At 72.3% G+C, this 21,707-nt stretch carries 11 protein-coding genes; 3 read left to right on the top strand and 8 right to left on the bottom strand.

The features are described 5' to 3' along the window. Positions 1-616 precede the first annotated feature (616 nt). A complete protein-coding gene (locus WMF34_RS06715) occupies positions 617-3,220 on the top strand; it encodes a GAF domain-containing protein (RefSeq protein WP_012233898.1) in 2,604 nt (867 codons plus the stop codon). A gap of 719 nt (positions 3,221-3,939) precedes the next feature. Here the strand turns inward: WMF34_RS06715 and WMF34_RS06710 are convergent. The 4 genes from WMF34_RS06710 to WMF34_RS06695 form a co-directional block, all read right to left on the bottom strand. Then, on the bottom strand, positions 3,940-4,266 hold the full coding sequence (locus tag WMF34_RS06710) for a hypothetical protein (protein WP_012233895.1): 327 nt from the start codon (positions 4,264-4,266) through the stop codon (positions 3,940-3,942). A gap of 753 nt (positions 4,267-5,019) precedes the next feature. Beyond that, the gene (locus WMF34_RS06705; RefSeq protein ID WP_012233894.1) at positions 5,020-7,161 is read right to left on the bottom strand and encodes a hybrid sensor histidine kinase/response regulator; all 2,142 of its coding nucleotides are present in this window, start codon (positions 7,159-7,161) and stop codon (positions 5,020-5,022) included. A 712-nt stretch (positions 7,162-7,873) separates the two neighbouring features. Further along, positions 7,874-8,989 carry a prephenate dehydrogenase/arogenate dehydrogenase family protein gene (locus tag WMF34_RS06700; RefSeq protein ID WP_012233892.1) on the bottom strand — a complete coding sequence of 372 codons (1,116 nt, stop codon included), beginning with the start codon at positions 8,987-8,989 and terminating at the stop codon, positions 7,874-7,876. Positions 8,990-9,186: 197 nt separating this feature from the next. Continuing rightward, positions 9,187-10,317 (bottom strand): serine/threonine-protein kinase, encoded by a 1,131-nt coding sequence (locus tag WMF34_RS06695; protein WP_012233891.1) that lies wholly within the window; start codon positions 10,315-10,317, stop codon positions 9,187-9,189. Positions 10,318-10,726: 409 nt separating this feature from the next. Here WMF34_RS06695 and WMF34_RS06690 point away from each other — a divergent pair, with 409 nt between their 5' ends. Then, positions 10,727-15,808, top strand: a complete 5,082-nt coding sequence (locus tag WMF34_RS06690) for a sensor histidine kinase (protein WP_437992779.1) — start codon at positions 10,727-10,729, stop codon at positions 15,806-15,808. Between the two features lie 53 nt (positions 15,809-15,861). Here WMF34_RS06690 and WMF34_RS06685 read toward each other — a convergent pair whose 3' ends face one another. From WMF34_RS06685 to WMF34_RS06670, 4 genes are all read right to left on the bottom strand, one after another. After that, positions 15,862-16,434 carry a cytochrome C gene (locus WMF34_RS06685; protein ID WP_437992778.1) on the bottom strand — a complete coding sequence of 191 codons (573 nt, stop codon included), beginning with the start codon at positions 16,432-16,434 and terminating at the stop codon, positions 15,862-15,864. A gap of 65 nt (positions 16,435-16,499) precedes the next feature. After that, positions 16,500-18,653 (bottom strand): heavy metal translocating P-type ATPase, encoded by a 2,154-nt coding sequence (locus WMF34_RS06680; protein WP_437994621.1) that lies wholly within the window; start codon positions 18,651-18,653, stop codon positions 16,500-16,502. 2 nt (positions 18,654-18,655) lie between these two features. Continuing rightward, complete coding sequence (locus WMF34_RS06675; protein WP_437992777.1) at positions 18,656-19,258, bottom strand: hypothetical protein; 603 nt, start codon at positions 19,256-19,258, stop codon at positions 18,656-18,658. A gap of 46 nt (positions 19,259-19,304) precedes the next feature. After that, positions 19,305-19,565, bottom strand: coding sequence for a hypothetical protein (locus tag WMF34_RS06670; protein ID WP_437992776.1), 261 nt, complete (start codon positions 19,563-19,565; stop codon positions 19,305-19,307). A 592-nt stretch (positions 19,566-20,157) separates the two neighbouring features. Here WMF34_RS06670 and tssC point away from each other — a divergent pair. After that, positions 20,158-21,630, top strand: coding sequence for a type VI secretion system contractile sheath large subunit (gene tssC, locus WMF34_RS06665; protein ID WP_437992775.1), 1,473 nt, complete (start codon positions 20,158-20,160; stop codon positions 21,628-21,630). Positions 21,631-21,707: the final 77 nt, after the last annotated feature.

Raw genomic sequence — 21,707 nt, 5'->3', positions numbered from 1 at the left:
TCGCTCCAGGGCGAACCGGCCATTCGACCCCGGTCGCGCGTTCGATCGACTCACGCACTGGCAGGCGCGCGCCGACAGAGATGGATAGGGCATCTCTCGCCCTAAACATGGCCTGTTCCGGATCCAGATCACCGAGGGTCGAGATCTGGCCGAGTCGCCCGCCGCTGCCGTCGAGGCGCGGGCGACTGGCATCTTGAACGCCGCCCGGCCCGGCAAAGGCGCAGGCGATGGGGCGGGTTGCTCGCGCGCAAGGCCCTGACGCCGGGGCGGGCGCCGGGAGCCACGAGCCGCGAGCCGCGGGCGGGGCGCTCGCGCGGACCCCGAGGCCGCCCTCCCCCGGCTCCCCGGGTGGCGGGCGGCGCGCGCAGACCGGAAAGACGGGCGTCTACCACCGTAGCGCACCCACGCCCACTTAAGGTAGGATGCTGCCACCCGACTCCGGCGGACGTATTCCCGCTAGAGGAGCCCGCGACCGCGGGCGCCGGCCGCTCCATGACCCCCTATCCATCTACGATCACGACGGAGCTCCCTGCGAGCGAAGGCGCGACTGCGCGGCCCCCCCGCGCCAGCCCCGCCCTCGCCGCCGGCGCCCCCCGCGATCGCCTCGGAGATGGCGATGAAGTTGCTCTGCAAGCCCGCTGACGAGCGCACCGCGCGTGCGCAGGTGCTGAAGGTCGACATCGACGCCTACGCCGCCCTCCCTGACGCGGAGCGGCGCGCGGTCCACCTGCGCCTCGGGCGCATGGCCGAGGCGCGATCGCAGCGCGAGCGCTCGGACGAGGCGCTCTTCGAGGCCGCGCACCACCTGAACCTCGGCGCGCCCTTGATCGTCGAGCCACGCGAGCGGGCGGCGCTCGCCGCGATGAACCTCGCCGCGGGCCGCAAGGCGCGGGAGCGGGGCGCGACCCCGGCGGCCGCCGATCTCTTCGAGGCCGGGATCGCGGCGCTGCCGGACGGGAGCTTCAAGCGAGACCACGAGATCGCCTTCTCGCTGCACGCGGAGGCGGCCGAGTGCGCGCACCTCGGCGGCCGGCTCGATCGCGCGGAGGCGCTGCTCGACGTGCTCGCGGCCGAGGCGCGCTCGGATCTCGAGCGGGCCAGGGCGCACGAGCTGCGCATCGCCGTGTACACGACCCAGGGCCGGCTCGACGAGGCGGTGGCGCTCGGAAAGACGGCCCTCGCGATGCTCGGCGTCCCCCTCCCCGAGGACGGGCCGGGGCGGAAGGCGGCGGCGGACGCCGAGCTCGCGGCCGCGCGCGCCGCGCTCGGCACGCGCCGGCTCAAGGATCTGCTCGACGAGCCCGAGGCGTCGGACGCCCGGACCCGCGCGGCGCTCCGGCTCCTCATGGCCCTCATGCTCCCCGCCGCGACGGTGAACCCGCCGCTCTGCACGTTCATCGCGGCCAGGCAGGTCAACCTGTCGCTGGAGCGCGGCCACGGCGGAGCTTCCCCGTACGGCTTCATGGCCTACGCCTGGGTCGCCGCGCGGGTGCTCCGCCGCTACGACGAGGCCTACGAGCTCGGCCAGCTCGCGCTGGAGATGAACGAGCGCTCCGGACAGCCCGAGCTCTCCTGCCGGCTGCGCGTCGTGCTCGGAGCCCACGTCAGCGTCTTCACCGATCACCTCCTTTCCAGCCTCGATCTCTTCCAGGCCGCGCTCGAGGCGGGGCACAGGACGGGCGATCTCACCTACCTCTCCCAGGCGTGCGTCCACACCGCGCTCGTTCGATTCGGGCTCGGCGACGAGTGCGAGGCGGTGCGGGCCGAGGTCGATGGGTTCCTCTCGCTGGTGCGGCGCGCGCGGGAGGAGCTCGCCGCCCTCGCGCTGACCGGGGTGCGCCGCGCGCTCGACGACCTGATGGACGCGACGCGCGCCGGCGCGTCACGCCCGCCCAGCCACGGCGATCTCGACGACGCAGGGGATGAAGCGAAGCTCTCGGCGCCGGCGCACGGCGCCGCCGCGCGCGTGCACTACGCGCTGCGGCAGCAGATCTGCTTCCTCAACGAGGACTACGAGGGAGCGCTGCGGATGGGCTCGCTGGCCGAGGCGAGGATGCAGGGCGGCGTCGACGATCACCTCGCGACCGAGGTGTTCTTCTACACCTGCCTGACGCTGCTCTCGCCCGCGCTGGCGCGCGGCCGGCAGCTGACCACCGTCTCGGTGGCGAGCTACAGGGATCGGTTCTCGGAGTGGGCCGAGCGGTGCCCGGACAACTACCGTCACAAGCACCTCCTCCTCCGCGCGGAGTCCGCGCGCGCCGCGGGCGAGGAGCTCGCGGCGATGAAGCTCTACGATCAGGCGATCGAGTCGGCGAAGGTGAACGGTTTCGTCCGGGACGAGGCGCTCGCCAGCGAGCTCTGCGCGAAGTTCCACCTGGCGAGCGGCAGGGAGAGGATCGCCCACGTCTACATGGCCGACGCCCACGAGGGCTATCTGCGGTGGGGCGCGCAGGCCAAAGCGCGACAGCTGTCGCGAAAGTACCCGCACCTCGTGGCGCGCGCCGCGCTCGTCGGGCAGCAGAGCCGTCCGCCGGAGTCCGCGCTCCCGGCGAGCACGGAGCGCCCCACGTCGCTCGACGCGTTCGCCCTCCTCCGCGTCTCGCGCGCGATCTGCGGGGAGCTCGTCCTGGAGCGCCTCTTCGAGCGGCTCCTCCGGGCCCTGAGCGAGAGCGCGGGGGCGCAGCGCGCTGTGCTGCTCCTCGCGCGCGACGGCGCGCTGACCATCGAGGCCGAGCTCGACGGCGACCGCGGAGGGGTCCGCCTCGGACCTTCGACGCCGCTCGAGTCCACCGCCGATCTGGCCGCGAGCGTCGTCCAGCACGTCGCCCAGACACAGCAGCCGATCGCCCTCACCAGCGCGGCCATGGACGAGCGGTTCGCGGACGACCCTTACCTGCTCGAGGGCGGCCTTCGATCGATCCTGTGCCTCGCCATGACGCACCAAGGCCGCCTCACCGGCGTGCTCTACGCGGAGAACGGCGCGACCGCTGGCGCGTTCCGCGCCGGCCAGGTCGAGCTCTGCGGCCTCCTCGCATCGCAGGCGGCGGTGGCCGTTCACAACGCGTTGCGCTACCGCGACGCGCAGAGCACCTCGCGCGAGCTCCGTCGCTGCAACGAGGCCCTCGTCGATGAGGTCGCCCGCCTCACCGAGGAGCTCCGCGCGTGCAACCGCGACGCTAGCCCCACGAGCGAGCTGCGGCGCTGCAACGAGGCGCGCTAGCCCCGCTACAGCGGGGTGCGTCCGGGACCGTCCCGCCCGACAGGATTCCTCGCCAGGAAGGGGAGAGCTTCAGCGAGGCTCGCGGGGCGCCGCGAGCAAAGCTCACATCGCGGAGGGGACATCTCCTCTAAGAAATCCATGACGCCGGCACCAGAGGGGCCGCAAAACATGCATAGCGTGGGCGCGTCGGCGCGCCATGGCTCCGTCCGAGATGCGTGCAAGCGCGAAGGGGAACGCAATCGTGCGAACAAGGCACGCCCGCAGCGTGAAAGACACGTGGCAGCGCGGTAGAGCGCGCGGCAGCAGCGCAGACGCCGTCCTGCACACAGCCCCTCGAGGCCGGCGCTGACAGGCACATGCTCCGAGATCAAAATGCTCGGGATACCACGGGACGGAGGGAAGACACAAAGCACCTGCCGTCTCCCAGCCCACCCGTGATTCCCGAGCCTACAGCGCGGCGCAACTTCGTGCGCTACGGGCTCATCCGCGTCGTTCGGCTCGCTTCAGCGCACGTTCGCACGCCTAACGCGCTGGCCTGGCGGTCGAGCTAGCATTCCACGAAACTGCACATCGCGATAGAGCGCCGAACAAAGCCAGACCGAGCCATGCAGCCGCGAAGACGCATGGGGACGGGAGGTGATGAGTGGCGCTCCAACAGCCTATCCCCCGCCCGCCGTACCGCGGCTCGGCGAGGGATGGCCGCTATCGACACGCTCGTCTCAGGCGCCGCCCGCGCCGCCCTCGCCCGCGCCACCCGCGCCACCGGCGCCGCCGGTGCCGCCGCCCTCGCCCGCGCCACCCTCGCCACCGGCGCCGCCGGTGCCGCCGCCCTCGCCCGCGCCACCCTCGCCGCCGGTGCCGCCGCCCTCACCCGCGCCACCCGCGCCACCGGCGCCGCCCTCGCCGCCCGTGCCCGACGCCGAGCTCGTCGTCGTGGAGGAGGAGGTCGTGGTGGTCTCCCCGTCATCGCCGCATCCGGCGCCGATCATCATCATGGTCGCGCCTAGCAGAAGCGCGCTGGCAAAGATGCTCTTCGAAGCGTTCATGATTCGTTCTCTCCGTTGGGTTGTCCCCCCCAAAGAATGACTCGACAGAACCCCGCGCCGATCACCGCTCCACACCGCCAAGCGACTCAATCCACGCAAATTCGCGCAATATCTGCGCCCTAAAAAGCGCTATGAGCACGCTGCGTGCGATGGGCCGGTGTCAACTCCGTGGTGATTCCGTTATGGTGGACGATAGGCCACCATACTGGATTACGCAAGCTTTTTGTCTCACTGCATCATCGTTGCATGTGGGTGCTCGCCCGTGAACGCCCACCAGTCAAGCACATTCGCCCACACCGGCGCGGGCGAACATGACGCGTGAAGAGCGACTGTGCCTGACAGCTCATCCGCCATAACGGATTGACCTCCAGAGGTGAGGGCCCCATGAGCCAAAGCCTCCTCGCGTGAGCGACCTGGAGGAGCGGCGCCGGCGCCGCGCGAGACGCGCACAGAGCCCGACTGCAGCGCGGACGCGCCTGGTCTGGCCCCCGATGGGCCGGCTCCCGGTCTGGTCATGAGGACACGTTCGCGTCATCAAGTTCAAGTCCAAGTGCAAGTGCAAGTCCCAGGCCCGATGCCCATCGGCCGGGGTCCTCGTCCCTGCTCATGAGCGCAGGCACGCCGGGGAGAGACCCGGTATCGCTGGCGGGTCGGGCAAGGTAGCGGGCGAGCTCAAGTTGGATGTGCGAGCGACAGAGAACGCGGAGGCGCGGCGCTATGGAGCGCCCGCAGCCCCTCGTCTCAGCGCGCTCTTCACGGGTTGATCTCGTCGCTCGACCCTCGCTCCCGGGCGCAGGGGAGGTCGCCTGCGCGGGCCCGGGCCGCGAGGCTGGCCACGGCGGCCACGAGGGCGGCGGGCTCGATCGGCTTCGTGGCGTGCATGTGGAAGCCGGCGTCGAGCGCGCGCTTCTGGTCCTCCTTGCGAGCATAGGCCGTCAGGGCCAGCGCGGGCAAATCGCCGCCGGCCTGCGGCGGGCGCTGGCGGATGGCGCGGATGAGCTCATAGCCGTCCTCGCCCGGCATGGCGATATCGCTCACGAGCACGTGCGGGAGATCCGCGCAGAACGCCGCGAGCGCCTCGTGGGCCGAAGCCACGGCCGTCACCTCGGCGTGGTGCTGCGACAGCACCTCCTGAAGGAGCTCCCTGGCGTCCGCGTCGTCCTCGACGAGCAGGACGCGGAGCCCGCCGAGGTTGGACGCGGACTCCGAGCAAGCGAGCGAGCGCGACCGCCCCTCCCTCGTGAGCGCCGGGAGCGAGCTGCGCTCGACCCCGAGGAGCGGGAGCCGGACCACGAACGTGGACCCCTTGTGCAACCCAGGGCTGTCGGCCACGACCGAGCCGCCGTGGATCTCGACGAGCTGGCGCACAAGGGACAGCCCGATGCCGAGGCCCGCGTGCGTCCTGCGGCTCGTGCTGTCGGCCTGGCGAAAGCGCTCGAAGACGAGCGGGAGGAAATCCGGCGCGATCCCCTCCCCCGTGTCGCGCACCGTGAGCTCCGCCGTCGCGCCGGCCCGCCGGAGGGAGACGAGGATATGGTCCCCGGGACGCGTGAACTTGAGCGCGTTGGACGTGAGGTTCGAGACGACCTGCTGCAGCCGATCCGCGTCGCCGTTCACCTCGATGTCGGGATCGAGCGAGACGTCGATCGTGAGGCCCTTTGCCTCGGCGGCGGGGCGGATCGCGTCGATGGCGGTCTCCACGACGGGCGCGAGCGCCATCGGCGCGGCGCTGATGCTCAGCTTGCCCGTCGTGACCCGCGAGACGTCGAGGAGATCCTCGATGAGCTTCGTCTGCGCGGCCACGTTGCGCTCGATCACCTCGAGCCCGTGGGACACCCGCTGCTCATCGAACGGCTCGGACCGCAGGAGGTGCGTCCAGCCGAGGATCGCGTTCAGCGGGCTGCGCAGCTCGTGGGAGAGCGTGGCGAGGAACTCGTCCTTCAGGCGGTTCGCCTCGCGCTCCTCGGCGTGCACGCAGTTCTGGATGGCGATGGAAGCGAGCTGCGCGAGCTGCACGAGGACGTTCTCGTCGTCGTCGGAGAACTCGCCGTCGTTCCGATCCGAGAGCTGGATGGTCCCGATGTTCTGGCCGTCGGCCGCGGTGAGGGGCGCCGCGAGGTACCCCCGCGGCGGCGGCCTCTGCCCGAGGTTGTCCAGCCACTCCGGGTGCAGCGAGAGCTCTCGCTGCGTCAACCGGAGAGGCCTGTTCCTGGCGCAGACGAGCGCGCACAGCTTGCCCGCGATGGGGGGAGGCGCCTCCTTCTGGAACGTCGTGTACCGCTCCGAGAGCGACACCGCGGTCCGCGCCCGCTCGCCGGGCCGCTCCAGCTTCACGAGGGTCATCGCCTGATGGGCGCCGCCGACGTCGCGGGCAGCCTCCGTGATCGCCGCGACCATGGCGTCGAGCGACAGGGCCGAGTTGATCGTGAGCGCGGCGCGGTTGAGCCGCTGGAGCTGCTCCGCGTGCGCGCGCAGCGACTCCGCCTGGAGCTTGATCTTCTGTGTCTTCTTGAAGAGATCGACGAAGACTGACACCTTGGTGCGGAGGACCTCGGGGGCGAACGGGGTCATGATGTAATCGACCGCCCCGAGCGAATAGCTGCGCTCGACATAGACGCGCTCGGTGTGCGCCGTCAGGAAGATGATCGGCGTGTGCAGCGTGCTCCGCCGCTTGCGGATGAGCGACGCCGTCTCGAACCCATCTATCTCAGGCATCTTGATGTCGAGGAGGATGACCGCGAACTCCTCCTGAAGGAGATGGCGGAGCGCTTCCCTCCCGGACGCCGCCTTGACGATGTTCTCGCCGAGCGGCGCGAGGACTGCCTCCAGGGAGAGGAGCTGCTCAGGCCTGTCGTCAACGATCAGGATGTTGACTCTGCCTACTTCCGCCCTCATCCCGCGTCTCCTTGCCCCCCTTGCTCCGTTGTCAGCGCCGCGGCCAGCCTCGCAGCATCCTCAGGAATGGGGCTGTGTCCACCGCTTTCGGGCGGCGCCTGCCGCGTCCGCTCCAGCCCGCTCCAGCGCTCCGTGCGAGGACGCTCGGGGAACCACGTCGCCGGGGGGACGCAGCGCGCGCCCGCGGCGGAGGGGGAGCCCGCCAGCCCGCCTGCAGGAGCGCCCCCCGGGCGCCGGAGGGCCTTTTCGGAGGCAGCCCTGCGCGGGGGCGCCGGCGCGCGGAGCGCAGGCCGGCCGCGCTCAGCCCCGGAACGCTCGGCCCGCCCGGCATGGCCGCTCCGCAGATCCATTCCAGCCCCTCCCGTACGCTGCGCCGACGAGCTCGTATCGTAATCGAGGCGCTGTCTTACCCGCGACCCAGGTCTCGCCTGCAGTATCCACAAGGGGGCGCCTGACGCCGCTGCATGATCCCCGCACGCAGACCCTACACCGGAGCACGCCAGGGTGAAAAGAGGAATTCGTGCGCCACCGTGCGCCCCCTCGAAGAGGGCGTGAGCGCAACGCGAGAATCGGAGAGAACACGAAGAAAACCGACGCAAGTGGCGTGGACAGCGATGCATCGACGCTCTCCTGACGCTCTGTCGAACCCCGCTCGACGCGCTCGGTGCGCCTCGTGTCTCGGTCGTGAGGAGCCCGTCGCCTGCGCCGCGCGCTAGACGGCGGAGCGCCGCTCCTGGAGCGAGCGCGAGTGCCGGAGGATCACCTCGAAGACCTCGGCGACGCCGTCGGGGTCGAGGCCGAGCTCGAGGGCGCAGCGGCGGCGCGACTCCATCAGCCGCGCCTCGCGCACCGGATCCCGGACCGCCGCCCCGATCGTGGCCTTGGCGCGCCCGGCGCGCTGGACGAGCTCGGCCCTCCGCGCGAGCAGGCCGACGAGCTCCAGATCCAGGTCGTCGATGAGCTCCCGCGTCTCGCGGAGCTCGGGAGAGAGCGCGCCGAGATCGGGGATCGCGAGCGCGGCGAGGTCCTCGGGCGCGGCGTCCTTGGTCGGGACGTCGAGGCTCCGATCGACGGCGACGAGCGCGTCGATGAGGCGGCGGCGCGCCTCGCCCGCGAAGGGGTTCTCGCGGTGCAGCGCGGCGAACAGGTGCCCCGCGTCCACGCGCACCGTCTCGATCGTGTGCGCGATGCCCTGGAACGAGGGCGGCGCGTAGGGCGCGCCAGCGGGCACGCCCGCGTCCATCATGCCCTTCGCGATGAAGAACGCGAGCGCGTGCGTGAAGGCCATGACGCGGTCGTGCTCCTCCGGCGCCTGCTCCAGCACCTGACAGCCGATCCGCTCGAACAGCGCGACGACGCGGCGCACCGCGCCCGGGTGCGTGGGGTTCGGGCAGACGACGACGCGCAGCGGGCGCTCGCCGCGGGCGAGGCTCGCCGGACCGAACAGCGGGTGCGTCGCCACCCAGGGCCGGCCTTCGCCGAGCACCTCGGCCATGGCGCTCGCCGGCACGCTCTTCACGCTGCCCACGTCGGCCACCAGCTGCCCCGGCGCAAGGTGCGGCCGCAGCGCCAGGAGGGCCTCGCGCACCGCCGGCACCGGGACGGCGACGAGGACGAGATCCGCGCCGTCCACGAGCTCCGGGAGCGAGGCGGCCCGCGCGGCGCCGCGGATCTCCGCGGAAGGGTCAAACGCGCGCACCGAGATCCCCGCATCGTGGAGCAACGACCCGAGCGCCGCGCCGAAGCGGCCATACCCGAGGAATGCGACCTTGCCGATGCGCGCGGGCGGAGCGAGACCGCCCCCGGAATGCGGGAGAGAATGCGGCATGCGGCGGATACTACGACAGCCGGTCTACGCGGATGTCACGTTTTCTCGGCATCGCCGCGAGGATCTGCGACCGCGTCCGTGGGAGACAGGACGGCTCTCCGGCTTCTCCACGCCTGCCGCGCTCGCGGCGACGATGCCCCTCCGGCGAGGGCCGGAGGCGGCGCTCCTCTGCCCGCGGCGGCTCGGCCGGCGCCGGCTCACCTGAGCTGCGTCGCGGCCACGCCGAGGATCGCGAGCAGCGACGCGACGGCGGCGATCAGCGCGATGCGCGCCCTGTTGCGCCCCGTGTCCTGCGCGCCGTACGCGCCGTACCGCGACGTCACCGGGCCCGCCTCCGAGCTCGGTCCGGCGCTCTCGGGCGGGCGGGGCCTCGCGCTGAGCCCGAGCCCGATCGTCGGGAGCGAGGCGCGGGGGCGCGTCGGGAGCGTCGCGCCGAGGAGCCGCGCGGCCCGCTCGACGTGATCCTGGCCCTCCGCCGACGCGTGGGGGGCGAGCGCGATCGCCAGCTCGGCCACGCTCGTGGGCCGCCGCGCGGGGTCCTTCTCGAGGCAGCAGAGGAGCACGCGGTCGATGGCAGGGGGGATGTCGGACCGCAGCGCGCTCGGGAGCGCCGGCGCCGCGCTCGCGATGCGCGGCGCGAGATCGGCGAGCGAGCTCGCCTCGAACGGCGGCCGCCCTGTCAGGAGCCGGTACAGGATCGCGCCGAGCGACCAGACATCGGCGCGGGCGTCGACGGCGACCGAGGATCGCATCCGCTCCGGCGACATGTAGAGCGGCGCGCCGAGATCCTCCCGCGTCTGCGCCGGCGCGCCGCCGTCGCTCGCGCCGGGCAGCTCCCTGGACGCGCCGAAGCCGAGCACCTTGAGGAGCGTCGCGCCGCCGGGGGTCGTCGCGAGGAACAGGCGCGCCGGCTCGAGGTCGCGGTGCACGATCCCCGCGGCGTGCGCCTCGGCCACCGCCACGCAGGCCTGCAGCACCCAATCGATGGCCTCCGAGAGCTCGATCCGGCCGCGGCTGCGCAGCAGCTCGGAGAGGTCCTGCCCGTCGAGGTGCTCCGTGACGATGTACGCGACCCCCGAGGCGAGCTGGCCGACGTCGAGCACCCGCGCGACGTGCTCCCCCTTGAGCGCCACCGCCGCGCGCGCCTCCCGGAGCGAGCGCTCCACGCGCTCCGGGCTGCCGTCGGCGAGCAGGAGCTCGATCGCGACCCGCTGCGGAAGCACGAGGTGGCTCGCGAAGGCCACCGTCCCCAGCTCGCCGCTGCCCGAGATCCTGTCGACCCGGTACTTCTCGGCAATCACGTCCCCTGCGACGACAGGTGCGTTCATCAAAGCTCCCCGCAGCGCGCACCGGCGCGGGGGCAGCCGCCCGCCCCCCGTACATGCGCTGATTCATCCTAGCACCTTCGCTCGCCGGATTGGCGGTCGCCGGTCGTCGCCGGAGCTCGAGGCCAGCGCCGAGCTCCCCTCTCACCCCCGCCCGTTTACCCCTGTTACCCCTGTCCGCGCGGCCCGATGGCCTGGCAAAAGACCGCTGGAGGGGAGCCCTCGCGACGAGGGTGAGGCCGCGCAGCGCGCGCCGTCGTGCCGAGAGGGAGGGAGCGGTGGCGCCGTCGTACGATGGCGCGAACCGCACAACCCGACGTCTCTCCCATATCACGAGACCCGGGACTTCCCGGCTCGCACCAGCACACATCCTGCTTTATATTCTCGCGGCAACGCGCGAGGGGGAACGCGTATGACTCGGGCGGAAGCGACTGAGGTCCACCGCTGCAGCCGATTTCTGCTCCGCAGACAGACGCTTGCCGGGAGGATGGTCGTGCAGAAAACCGTTCGGGGGCGTCATCCAGCCCCTGGCGCGGCGGCCCTCCTGCTGCGCGAGCACGCCTTCCTGCGCCGGCTCGACGTGCCGGGGGTCGTGCGGCCGCTCGCGCTGGAGGGCCCGGAGGGCATGCCGGCGCTGCTCCTCGAGGACGCGGGACCCGAGGATCTCGAGCGGCGGCTCGCGCGAGGGCCGCTGGCGCTGGACGCGTTCTTCGACGTCGCCATCGCGCTCGCGGAGACGTGCGCGCGCATCCACGGGAGCGGCGTCGTCCACCGCGCGATCGCCCCAGGCCGCGTCGTCCTCGGCGAGGACGGGCAGGTCACCCTCGTCCATTTCTCGGACGCGGCCGAGCTCACGAGCATGCCCCGCGCCGTGGAGCTCGAGAAGCTCGACGCGCTCCCCTTCCTGTCCCCCGAGCAGCTAGGGCGCAGCTGCTGGTTCATCGACGCGCGCTCGGATCTGTACGCGCTGGGAGCGACCTTCTACGCCATGCTCACCGGCGCGCCGCCCTTCAAGGACGCCGATCCGCTCGCGCTCGTGCACGCCCACATGGCGAGGAGCCCCGTGCCCGTGCACGTCGTGAGCCCCAGCGTCCCGGCGGTCCTCTCCGAGCTCGTGCAGCGGCTCCTCGCGAAGATGCCGGACCTGCGATACCAGAGCGCCGAGTGCCTCGCCCAGGACCTCCACGAGGCGCGGAGGCGATGGCGCGCCGCAGGCACCATCGCGCCGTTCGAGCTCGGCCGCATGGACCTCGCGCGGCGGCTCCCGCTGCCCGAGCGCCTGATCGACCGCGAGCGCGAGCTCGCCGCGCTGCGCGGCGCGCTCGCTCGCGTGTCGAACGGCGGGACGGAGCTCGTACTGGTGACCGGGGAGGCAGGCGTCGGAAAGACCGCGCTCGTCGAGGCGCTGCAGGCCGCCGTCGCCGAGCGGGGCGGGCGGTTCATCAAGGGCAAGTTCGACCTGCGCGCGGCGAACGTCCCCTATGCGTCCCTGGCAGAGGCGCTCCGCGCCCTCGCCGCCGCGCTCCGCGCCGAGCCGGAGGAGAGCCGCGCGCAGCTCACGGAGGCCGTCAGCGAGCGGAGCCGCGCCCTCGGCGAGCTCTGCCCGGAGCTCACCGAGCTCCTCGGGGACGCGCCCGCGCCGCCGGCCGCGGATCCGATGCGCGCGGAGAACTGCTTCCTGCTCGCGATCCAGGACTTCGTGCGCGCGGTGGCCAGCCAGCGGCCGCCGCTCGCGATCTTCCTCGACGACCTCCAGTGGACGGACGCCGCGTCGCTCCGCGTCCTCCGCGCCCTCGCCGCGGATCCAGGCAGCAAGCACGTGCTCCTGCTCGGCGCGTACCGGTCGAGGGAAGTCGGCGCCGCGCACCCGCTCCACCAGGCCATCGAGGAGATCCGGGGCGCGCAGGTGCCCCCGATGACGCACCTCTCGCTCGGCCCGCTCGGCGCCGAGGCGGTCGTCGCGCTGCTCGCCGAGGCGCTCCGCTGCGAGCCGGAGCGGGCGCGCCCGCTCGCAGAGCTCTTCCTCGCCAAGACGGCCGGCAACCCCTTCTTCATCCGCCAGCTCCTCCGGTCGCTCCAGGAGAAAGGCCTGCTCCTCTTCGACGCGATCCGCTCGACATGGACGTGGGATCTCGGCCGGATCGAGCGGGTCGGCGTCACCGACAACGTGGTCCAGCTGATGTCGGAGTCCGTCCGCAGGCTGCCCGAAGCAGCGCAGGAGCTCCTGCAGGTCGCCGCGTGCATCGGCAAGCGCGCGGAGCTCAGGCTCATCGCGGCGGTGCTCGGCCGCTCCGTGGACGAGACGACCGCGTCGCTCCTCCAGCCGCTCCGCGAGGGGCTCGTCGTGCCCGACGGCACGTGCGAGCGCGAGGCGGGGCTCGCGATCCGGTTCGTCCACGATCGGGTCCAGCAGACGGCCTACGAGCTCGGGCCGGAGCGGCTGCGGATGCAGCTGCACCTGCAGATCGGCCGCTTCCTCGAGGCCACCTGCACCAACGGGACGGACGCCGCGCTGTTCGACGCCGCGGACCAGCTGAACCTCGGCGCCGCGCTGCTCGACGCGGAGCAGCGGGGCCGCCTCGCCGAGCTCAACCACCGCGCCGGCGTGAAGGCGCGCCGCGCCGCGGCCTTCGGCCCGGCGCTCGCGTACTTCCGCAGCGGCCTCCGGCTGCTGCCGGACGGCGCGTTCCGCTCGCGCTACGAGCTCTGGTTCTCCCTCCATCGCGACGCGGCGGAGTGCGCCGCGCTGACCGATCAGCACGCGATGGCCCGCGCGCTCGTGGAGGAGGGGCTCCGCCACGCGGCGTCGATCCCGGAGAAGGTCGATCTGGAGGCGCTCCGGATCATGAGCGCGACGATCACCGGCGAGCACGATCTGGCGCTCGGCTGGGGGCGCGACGCGCTGCGCGCGCACTTCGGGGTCGAGCTGTCCTTGGCGGACCTCGACAGCGAGATCGCGGCGCGAAGGCGGATCATCGCCAGGTACCTCGCGGAGCGCTCGCCCGAGTCGCTCGTCGATCTCCCCCGCGTGACCAGCCCGGAAGAGCGAGCCCGCATGAGGCTCCTCGCCGAGATGGTGGCCCCCGCCTGGTTCGCGGACCGGAAGCAGCTGGTGCTCCTCACCGCCCTAGGCGTCCGCTTCGCGCTGGAGCACGGCAACGCGAGCGAGTCGATCCTCTCCTACGCAGGGCACGCGATGCTCCTGGCGGCCGAGGGCGACCTCGCGAGCGCCCAGGGCTTCGGCCAGCTCGCGGTGGAGCTCGCGCGGCGGTTCGAGGATCGCGCCCAGGAGACGATCGCCCGGTACATGTACAACGAGTTCGTTTACCCGTGGATCGCGCCGCTCGCCTCGAGCGGGGCGCCGTTCCGAGAGATCATCGAGCTGGGCGTGTCGTCCGGCGAGCTCCGCTTCTCCTCGTACGCGCGCACGGGGCTCATGGCGCACTCGTTCGCCGCAGGGGTGGAGCTCGATCGCGTGCTGGTCGATCTGAACGACGGGTTCGCGTTCAGCCGGCAGACCGGCAACAAGTCGACGCTCTTCTACCAGCTCGCCTTCCGGCAGATGATCCGGTGCCTCAAGGGGCTGACGAGGGGCCGGAACGTGGCCGATGACGCCGAGTTCGACGAGCGGGCCTTCCTCGAGGCGGCGCAGCGGGAGCCGCCGGCGAGGTGCGTGTATCACATCGGGCGCCTTCAGGTCTCGTACCTGCTCCGGGACCTGGCCGAGGCCATCGCCCACGCCGACGCGGCGGCCCCGTTCATCCATTTTCTCGGCGGCTACATCCCCGAGTGCCAGTACGCGCTGTTCACCGCGCTCACGCTGCTGTGGCGATGCGATGAGGCCGACGAGCAGGAGAGGGCCGCGCTGCTCGCGCGCGTGGCCGACCTGCAGCGCGCCCTGCGGAGGTGGGAGCTGGGCTGCCCGGAGAACTTCCGCCCGCGGCGCCTCCTCGTCGACGCGGAGATCGCCCGCGTCGAGCGCAGGTTCGAGCTCGCCGGCGCGCGGTACGACGAGGCGGTCGAGGCGGCGACGCGCTGGGGGTTCCTCCACATCGCCGCGCTCGGCAACGAGCTGGCTGGGCGCTTCTACCACGGGCTCGGACGGGCGCGGATCGCGGCCATGTACCTGCGCGCCGCGCACCAGGGGTTCGCCCGCTGGGGGGCCTCGGAGAAGGCCCACGCGCTCGCGGAGGAGTTCAGGCTCGGCGGGCCCGGCGACGAGCCCGAGCTCGCGGAGCGGCTCCCGGCGGTCGCCCTCGACGCGCTCAGCCTGCTCAAGGCCGCCGAGACCCTCTCGAGCGAGATCGTGCTCGATCGGCTGCTCGAGAAGCTCCTGGGCGTCTGCCTGGAGGCCGCCGGCGCGCAGCGCGGCGCGCTCGTGCTCGAGGAAGAGGGGGAGCTCTTCGTGCGGGCCCAGGGGTCCGTCGCCACCCCGGTCTCCATCGAGCGCACGCCGCTCTCCCGGTCGCGCGAGATCCCCCGGCGGGTCGTCGAGCACGCCCACATGGCGTGCGAGCTCCTCGTGCTCGACGACGCGGACAGCGCGCCGGCGCGCGACCGCGATCCTCACTTCGCCGGGGGCGGCTCGCGGTCGGTCCTGGTCCTGCCCATCCAGCGGAACGAGGCGCGGCTCGGGGTGGTTTACCTCGAGAACAACCTCGCCACGTACGCCTTCACGCGCGCTCGCGTCCACGTGCTGGAGCTCCTCTCCGACCAGATCGCGATCGCCCTCGAGAACGCCCGCCTCTACCGCGAGGCGCAGCACGCGGTGCGCGTCCGCGACGAGTTCCTCAGCGTCGCGTCGCACGAGCTCAGGACGCCCGTCACCTCCCTGCGCCTCGGCCTCCAGGCGTTGCTCCGCCGGGGAGACCACGCGTCCGACGAGCGCCTCGCGCGCGCCCTGCAAAGGATGGATCGGCAGGTGCAACGGCTCGTCCGGCTGATCGACGACGTGCTGGACGTGTCGCAGCTCCACACCGGCCGGCTGGAGCTGCACGTCGAGCCGGTCGATCTCGCGGAGGTCGTGGACGACGTCCTGGAGCGGCTCACCGAGCGCATCGCGCACTCCGGCTCGTCCGTGAGCGTGCGCGCCGAGCCGTCCGTCGTGGGATCGTGGGACAGGAGCAGGCTGGAGCAGGTGGTCTCGAACCTGCTCGACAACGCCCTCAAGTTCGGCGCGGGCAAGCCGATCGAGGTCTCGGTCGCGCGGAAGGACGGCACGGCAGAGCTCGTGGTGCAGGATCAGGGCATCGGGATCCCGGCGGGGCGGCTCCCGCACGTGTTCGACCGGTTCGAGCGCGCTGTGTCGAGCCGCCATTTCGGCGGGCTCGGGCTCGGGCTCCACGTCGTGAAGAGCATCGTCGAGGCGCTCGGCGGCGCGGTGCGCGTCGTCAGCCGGCCGGACGAGGGGGCGCGGTTCACGGTGGAGCTGCCCTGCGAGCGGCCGGCGGCGAGCCACGCGGCGTCGGCGACGCTCGGCGGCCTGCACGCCTGACGCGAACCGACGCGAACCGACGCGAACCGACGCGAACCGACGCGAACCGACGACTACGGCCTGCTCTTCGGCTGCTGCGGGACCATGAGGATGTACGGCGTCGCAGGCTCCTCCTCCGGCGGCACCGCGCGGGGCGCGGGGACCCCCTTCTCACCGAGGCTCCGGATGAAGCGGTACATCGCGACGAGATCGCGCTCGTGCAGGGTCACGTAGTTGAGCCATGGCATCGGCGGCCGGCCGGCGGCCTCGCGGAACATCCGCACCCAGGCCTCCTCGCCGAGGTTCTGGGCGGAGATCCGGAGGTTCGCCGCATAACTCGTCCCCCACGGACCTCGGTAGCCGACGTCGCTGCCCGTCAGCCACTCCGAGATCGGGAGCTTCCCGCCCGATCGATCCCACCCGGGCGTATGGCAGTCGTTGCACCCGCCCACGAGGATCAGGTACCGGCCGGCCTCCTCCGGGCTCCCCCCCCCCGCGACGTGCGGCGAGGCAGGCGCCCGTGCCACGGCTGCACAGCCGATCGACGCCAGGAGCGCCGCGCCGGGCAGCCACTGCACAGTCCGGCGCGCCGCGCGCGCCCGGTCCGCGGCGGACGATCTCGATCCGGCGCGCGTCTCGCTCTGCATTCCAACCATTCCATCCCTCGTGCAGCGCGCGTGCCGGGCTGAGGCGTGGCGCGCGGACGAGCGCGCTAGGGGCCGCCGGCGCGGGCCTTCCTGCGCGGCGCCGCCATGAGCGGACGGAGTCCGTTCACGCAGGCGAGGACCGCGGAGCCGTTGTTCATGAGCGTCGCCGCGACCGGGTTGAGGAGCCCGGGGATCGACAGCGCGTACGCGACCGCGTTCACGGCGAGGATCATCGAGAAGTTCTGGTGGATGAGGCGCATCGCGGCGCGCGAGATGTCGATCGCCTCGATGAGCTTCGACAGGTCGTCCTCCACGAGGACGACGCCCGCCGTCTCCCGGGCGATCTCGGCGCCCGCGGACACGCTGATGCCGATGTCGGCGTACGACAGCGCCGGGGAGTCGTTGATGCCGTCCCCGACGACCGCGACCGTGCGGCCCTCCTGCGTCAGCCGGCGCGTGATCTCCGCCTTGTCCTCGGGCAGCATCTCCGCGAAGTACCGGGTGATGCCGAGCTCGAGCGCGACCTGCCTGGCCACCTCGCGGCTGTCGCCCGTCAGCATGACGATATCCTCGATCCCGCGCGCGCGCAGGCTGCGGATCGTCGCGCGGCTCTCGGCCCGGATGCCGTCGCGGCAGGCGAGCGTGGCGACGTGCCGGCCGTCGACGGCGAGGAAGAGGAGCGATTTCGCCGCCGCCTCGAGCGCCCTCCTCGCGCCGGGCTCGGCGCGGCAGGTGATGCCGAGCTCGTCGAGGAAGCGGGGGCTGCCGAGCTGCACGACCTTGCCGAACACCCTGGCCTGCACGCCCCGGCCGACGAGGTAGCGGGACTCCTCCCGGTCCGGGATCGTCAGGCACCACGCCTCGGCGAGCCGGAGCACGGCCTGCGATACGGGGTGGGTCTGCCGCGCGGACACCGCGGCGGCGAGGGTCGCCGCCTCGCGCTCGGACAGGGCGTCGTGGACGACGAGGTCCGTCACCTCGGGGATGCCGGAGGTCAGCGTGCCCGTCTTGTCGAACACCACGGTCGACACCTTCGCGAGCTTCTCGATGTAAGCGCCGCCCTTGATGAGGATCCCACGCCGCGCCGCGGCGTTCATCGACGCGAGCACCGTCGTCGGGGCCGAGACCCGGGGGCCGGTGCCGAAGTCGATCGTCAGGATCGCGGACACGCGGCCGAGGTCCCTGGTCGCGGCGAGCACGACCGCCGAGCAGGCGAGGGCCGGCGGGACGAGCCGGTTCGCCACGAGCTCCGCGTAGTTCTGCGCGCGCGTCTCCAGCGCGGGCGCGTTCTCGATGAGCCGCGCCGTGCTCGCGGCGGTCGTGTCGCCGCCGACCCGCTCGGCGCGGATGTACAGCTTGCCGTCCTTGATGACGGTCGCCGCGAAGCAGCGGTCGCCGGGGCCCTTGAGGACGGGCATCGACTCGCCGGTCAGCGTCTGCTGATCGACGAGCCCCTCGCCGTCCGTGACCGTCCCGTCGACCGGGATGACCGAGCCGGTGTAGACGACGAGGACGTCTCCGGCGGCGAGCTCGGCCACCGGGATCTGCACCTTCGCGTCGCCGCGGACCACCCACGCGAGGTCCTGCTGGTACTCGAGAAGGCCGCTGATCGCGCGCCGGGCGCGCGCCTGGGTGAGATCGCGGATGTGGTCGCCGAGCGTGACCAGCCAGATGATGCCGGCCGCGTTGATGGCGTCTCCGGTCGCCACGGCCGAGGCGATCGCCAGGCTGTCGAGCAGGTCGACGTTGAGCTTGCGGTCCCGCACCACCGAGCCCCACGCCCTCTTGAGGATGGGCGCGGACGTCGCGGCGATGAACGGGTACGCGAGCAGCGGCGAGACGAAGCTGCCGAGCGAGAGGAGCATGCCGACGCTCGACAGGTAGAGCGGGCGCTTCGCGAGGGCGGCCGCGCGGCGCGCCTCCCGGGCGGCGCGCGCGGCGCGCAGCGCCCCCCGCGGGGCCGGCGCGGCGGAGGCCGAGGCGGCGGCGCCCACGATGGCCTCGAGGTCGACGTGCCGCGGGTCGTGCTCGACGACGGCGCTCGACGCGCCCTCGGCGATGCGCACGGACAGGACCCCGGGCACGGCGGTGAGCCCCGCCTCGAGCAGCGGGCCGAAGGCCGCGTCCTTCCCGAGGCGCGGGAGCCGCAGGCGGACCCTGCCCGGGATCGCGTGGACCACCGAGACCGGCTCGGTCGCGGTCGACAGGAGCGCGGCCATCGTCACCCCGCCCCGCCGCCGGTGGGTGCGCCCGCGCTCGCGCCCGCGCTCGCGCTCGCGAAGAAGCTCTGGATGCGGCCGTGGTTCAGCACCACGAAGAAGTCGACCCCGTACTTCACGAGCGTGATCCAGTGGGGCATGCCCGGGGAGCGCCGCATCAGCAGCTGGAGCATCCCGGACCCGACGAGGAGCGCCGGCACCAGGAGCTTGAGGTCGACCTGCGCCGGCGGGACGACCTGCGACGCCGCGTTCAGCCTGTCCGCGGCCTGGACGACGAGGCGCGCCGTCCGGCCCGGGCTCGGCGGCTCGGCGGGCGCCGCGCAGGGCGAGGGCGTGAGCCCATCGATCGGGCGACAGCTACAACCCGAGAGCTCGGGGATGTGCGCGAGCTCGGAGAAGACGTCCTCCAGCGGGACATCGGGCTCGTGCTCGACCGTGAGGCTCCCCGCCCACGCGCTCGCCCGCGCGTCGACGACGCTGGGGCAGGCGCGCGCCAGCTCCGCGATCTCCTCGGCCCTCGCCGGGTCCCCGCGCAGCGCGGGGACGGCGAGGCGCACGCGCCCTGGAACCCAGTGGATGATGACGACCCCTCGATCGCTCGGCATGGCTCACCTCCCGGCCTGCGCGGCCGGGTCACCGGAACACCTCTCGTCAGCTCCCGGGCGGCTCCATCTCCGCGCGCGACCACCCCCCCGCGCCGCCCGAGCCGGCGCGCTGCTCCTGGCGCGCCATCTCCTCCCTCACCTCGGCGACGAGGTCGGCGAGCCTCTCCCTGCCCTCGCCGAGCGAGCCCCTGATCCTGTCCACGGCGACGAAGCCTAGCTTCATGGCCCTCTTGACGGTCGGACGGGTGATCCTCGTCAAGCTGGCGAGCCCCATACCGATGATGATGCCGAGCCCGAGGCGTTCCATCCCCACTCCTCTCCTCGAAATCCACGACCCATGGCGCGCGCTGACGCCGAATGCCGGCGACGCGCGGACGCGCGCCGGATGAAAGACAGAGAATCTGGATCCCACAGGCACCGGGCACACGGAAAGATAGAGACAGGCGATGTCCGCTGTCCCTCCGTGCTCCCACTGCCCATTTCACTCGGTCCCGAGCCGTTCGGAGCGCTGGCGCCGCGCGGCGCCGCGCGGCCACGACCAGGACGGGCGTCGCCGCGGGGGCGTCGGCGCCTGATCCGGGAGTTCGAGCGGGCAGACTCGAACGAAAGCCCTTATGTCTTCGGCTTCCGTGGGAGCACCCACACGTGATTTGTAACACTGCAGTCGCGCGTTCGCCATGGGCTTTTCATGTCCGGTCGACACCTGACTCGCGTGCTGAGGGAGCGTTCCGCGCGGGCGTCCGAGGCGCGTTTCTCCTCTGGCGGCGCCGCCATGCCGCGCGTTTCTCCTCTGGCGGCGCCGCGCCATGCCGCGCGCCCCGCCCGGGCGGGGCGGGGCGCGCGGGCGCCGGCGTGTCCGTCGCTTCCAGCCGGCGAGCGACCGTGGTAAATTTCTGGACATGCAAGCGGGGCAGCACGAAGAGCCGGTGATGGGGAGCAATGGCTCTCTCCTTGCGGAGCTCCTGGCGGAGACGGGGGTCGCCTCCACGAGCGGCGCCTACCACGATGTGAAGCGGGGCGTGGAGGCGGTGGTCGGCAAGGTCGCGGGCCGCCCGGAGGCCGGCGCGGCGCTGGACAGCGCCCTCATCGACCTGTGGATCGCGGAGATCGACCAGCGGCTGTCGCGGCAGATCGACGAGATCCTGCATCACCCCGTGTTCCAGCGCCTCGAGGCCGCGTGGCGCGGCCTGAAGTTCGCCATCGATCACATCGACTTCCGGGAGAACATCCGCGTCGAGATCCTCAACTGCTCGAAGGACGATCTGCTCGCGGATTTCGAGGACTCGTCCGAGGTCGTGAGGAGCGGCCTCTACAAGATCGTCTATTCGTCGGAGTTCGGCAATTTCGGCGGCAAGCCGTTCGGCGCCGTCATCTCGAACTACGAGTTCGGCCCCGTGCCCCAGGACATCGCGCTCCTCCAGAAATGCGCGGCGGTGGCGACGATGGCGCACGCGCCCTTCCTGGCCGTCGCGGGCCCGCAGTTCTTCGGGCTCAAGGACTACCGGAAGGTGCCGCACCTCGGCGACATCAAGGCGCTGTTCGAGGGGCCGCAGTACGTGAAGTACACAGCGTTCCGCGAGTCCGAGGACGCGCGCTACGTCGGCCTGCTCCTCCCCCGCTTCCTCCTGCGGCTGCCCTACGGGGCGAGCACCTCCCCCATCCGGGCGTTCTCCTACGAGGAAGACGTCGTCGGCAACCACGCGGCGTACTGCTGGGGGGCGCCCACCTACGCGATGGCGACCCGGCTCGCCGAGAGCTTCGCGCGCCACCGCTGGTGCCTGCACATCATCGGGCCGCAATCCGGAGGCACGGTCGAGGGGCTCACGCTCCACGAGTACGAGGCGCTCGGCGCCATCCAGACGAAGATCCCGACCGAGATCATGCTGACCGAGCGCCGCGAGTTCGAGCTCAGCGAGGAGGGCTTCATCGGGCTCACGTTCCGCAAGGACACGGACAACGCCTGCTTCTTCTCCGCGAACTCGGCGCAAAAGCCCAAGTACTTCGGCCAGAGCGACGAGGGGCGCGCCGCCGAGGTCAACTACCGGCTCGGCACACAGCTGCCTTATGTCTTCCTCGTCAGCCGGCTCGCCCACTACCTCAAGGTCATGCAGCGCGAGCAGATCGGCACCTGGAAGGAGCGCGGCGACCTCGAGCGCGAGCTGAACAGCTGGCTCAGCCAGTATGTCGCGGACATGGATGTCGTGTCGCCCGCCGTGCGCTCGCGCAGGCCGCTCCGCAAGGGGCGGACCTCGGTGACCGAGGTCGAGGGGAGCGCGGGCTGGTACCGGGTCCACCTCGAGGTGCGCCCGCACCTCAAGTACATGGGGGCCTATTTCACGCTGAGCCTGATGGGCAAGCTCGACCGGGAGTGAGGCCGGCCCCGCTCCGGGCGGATTCCCGCGGCGGGCAGCCATCGCGAGCCCGCGCGACGGCCGGCCTGTGGTAGAGC

Source organism: Sorangium sp. So ce145 (assembly GCF_051525985.1).
GTDB classification, from domain to species: Bacteria; Myxococcota_A; Polyangia; order Polyangiales; family Polyangiaceae; genus Sorangium; species Sorangium cellulosum_B.
Note: the sequence above shows the minus strand (reverse complement) of the source record. Positions and strands in the feature narration are given on the sequence as shown.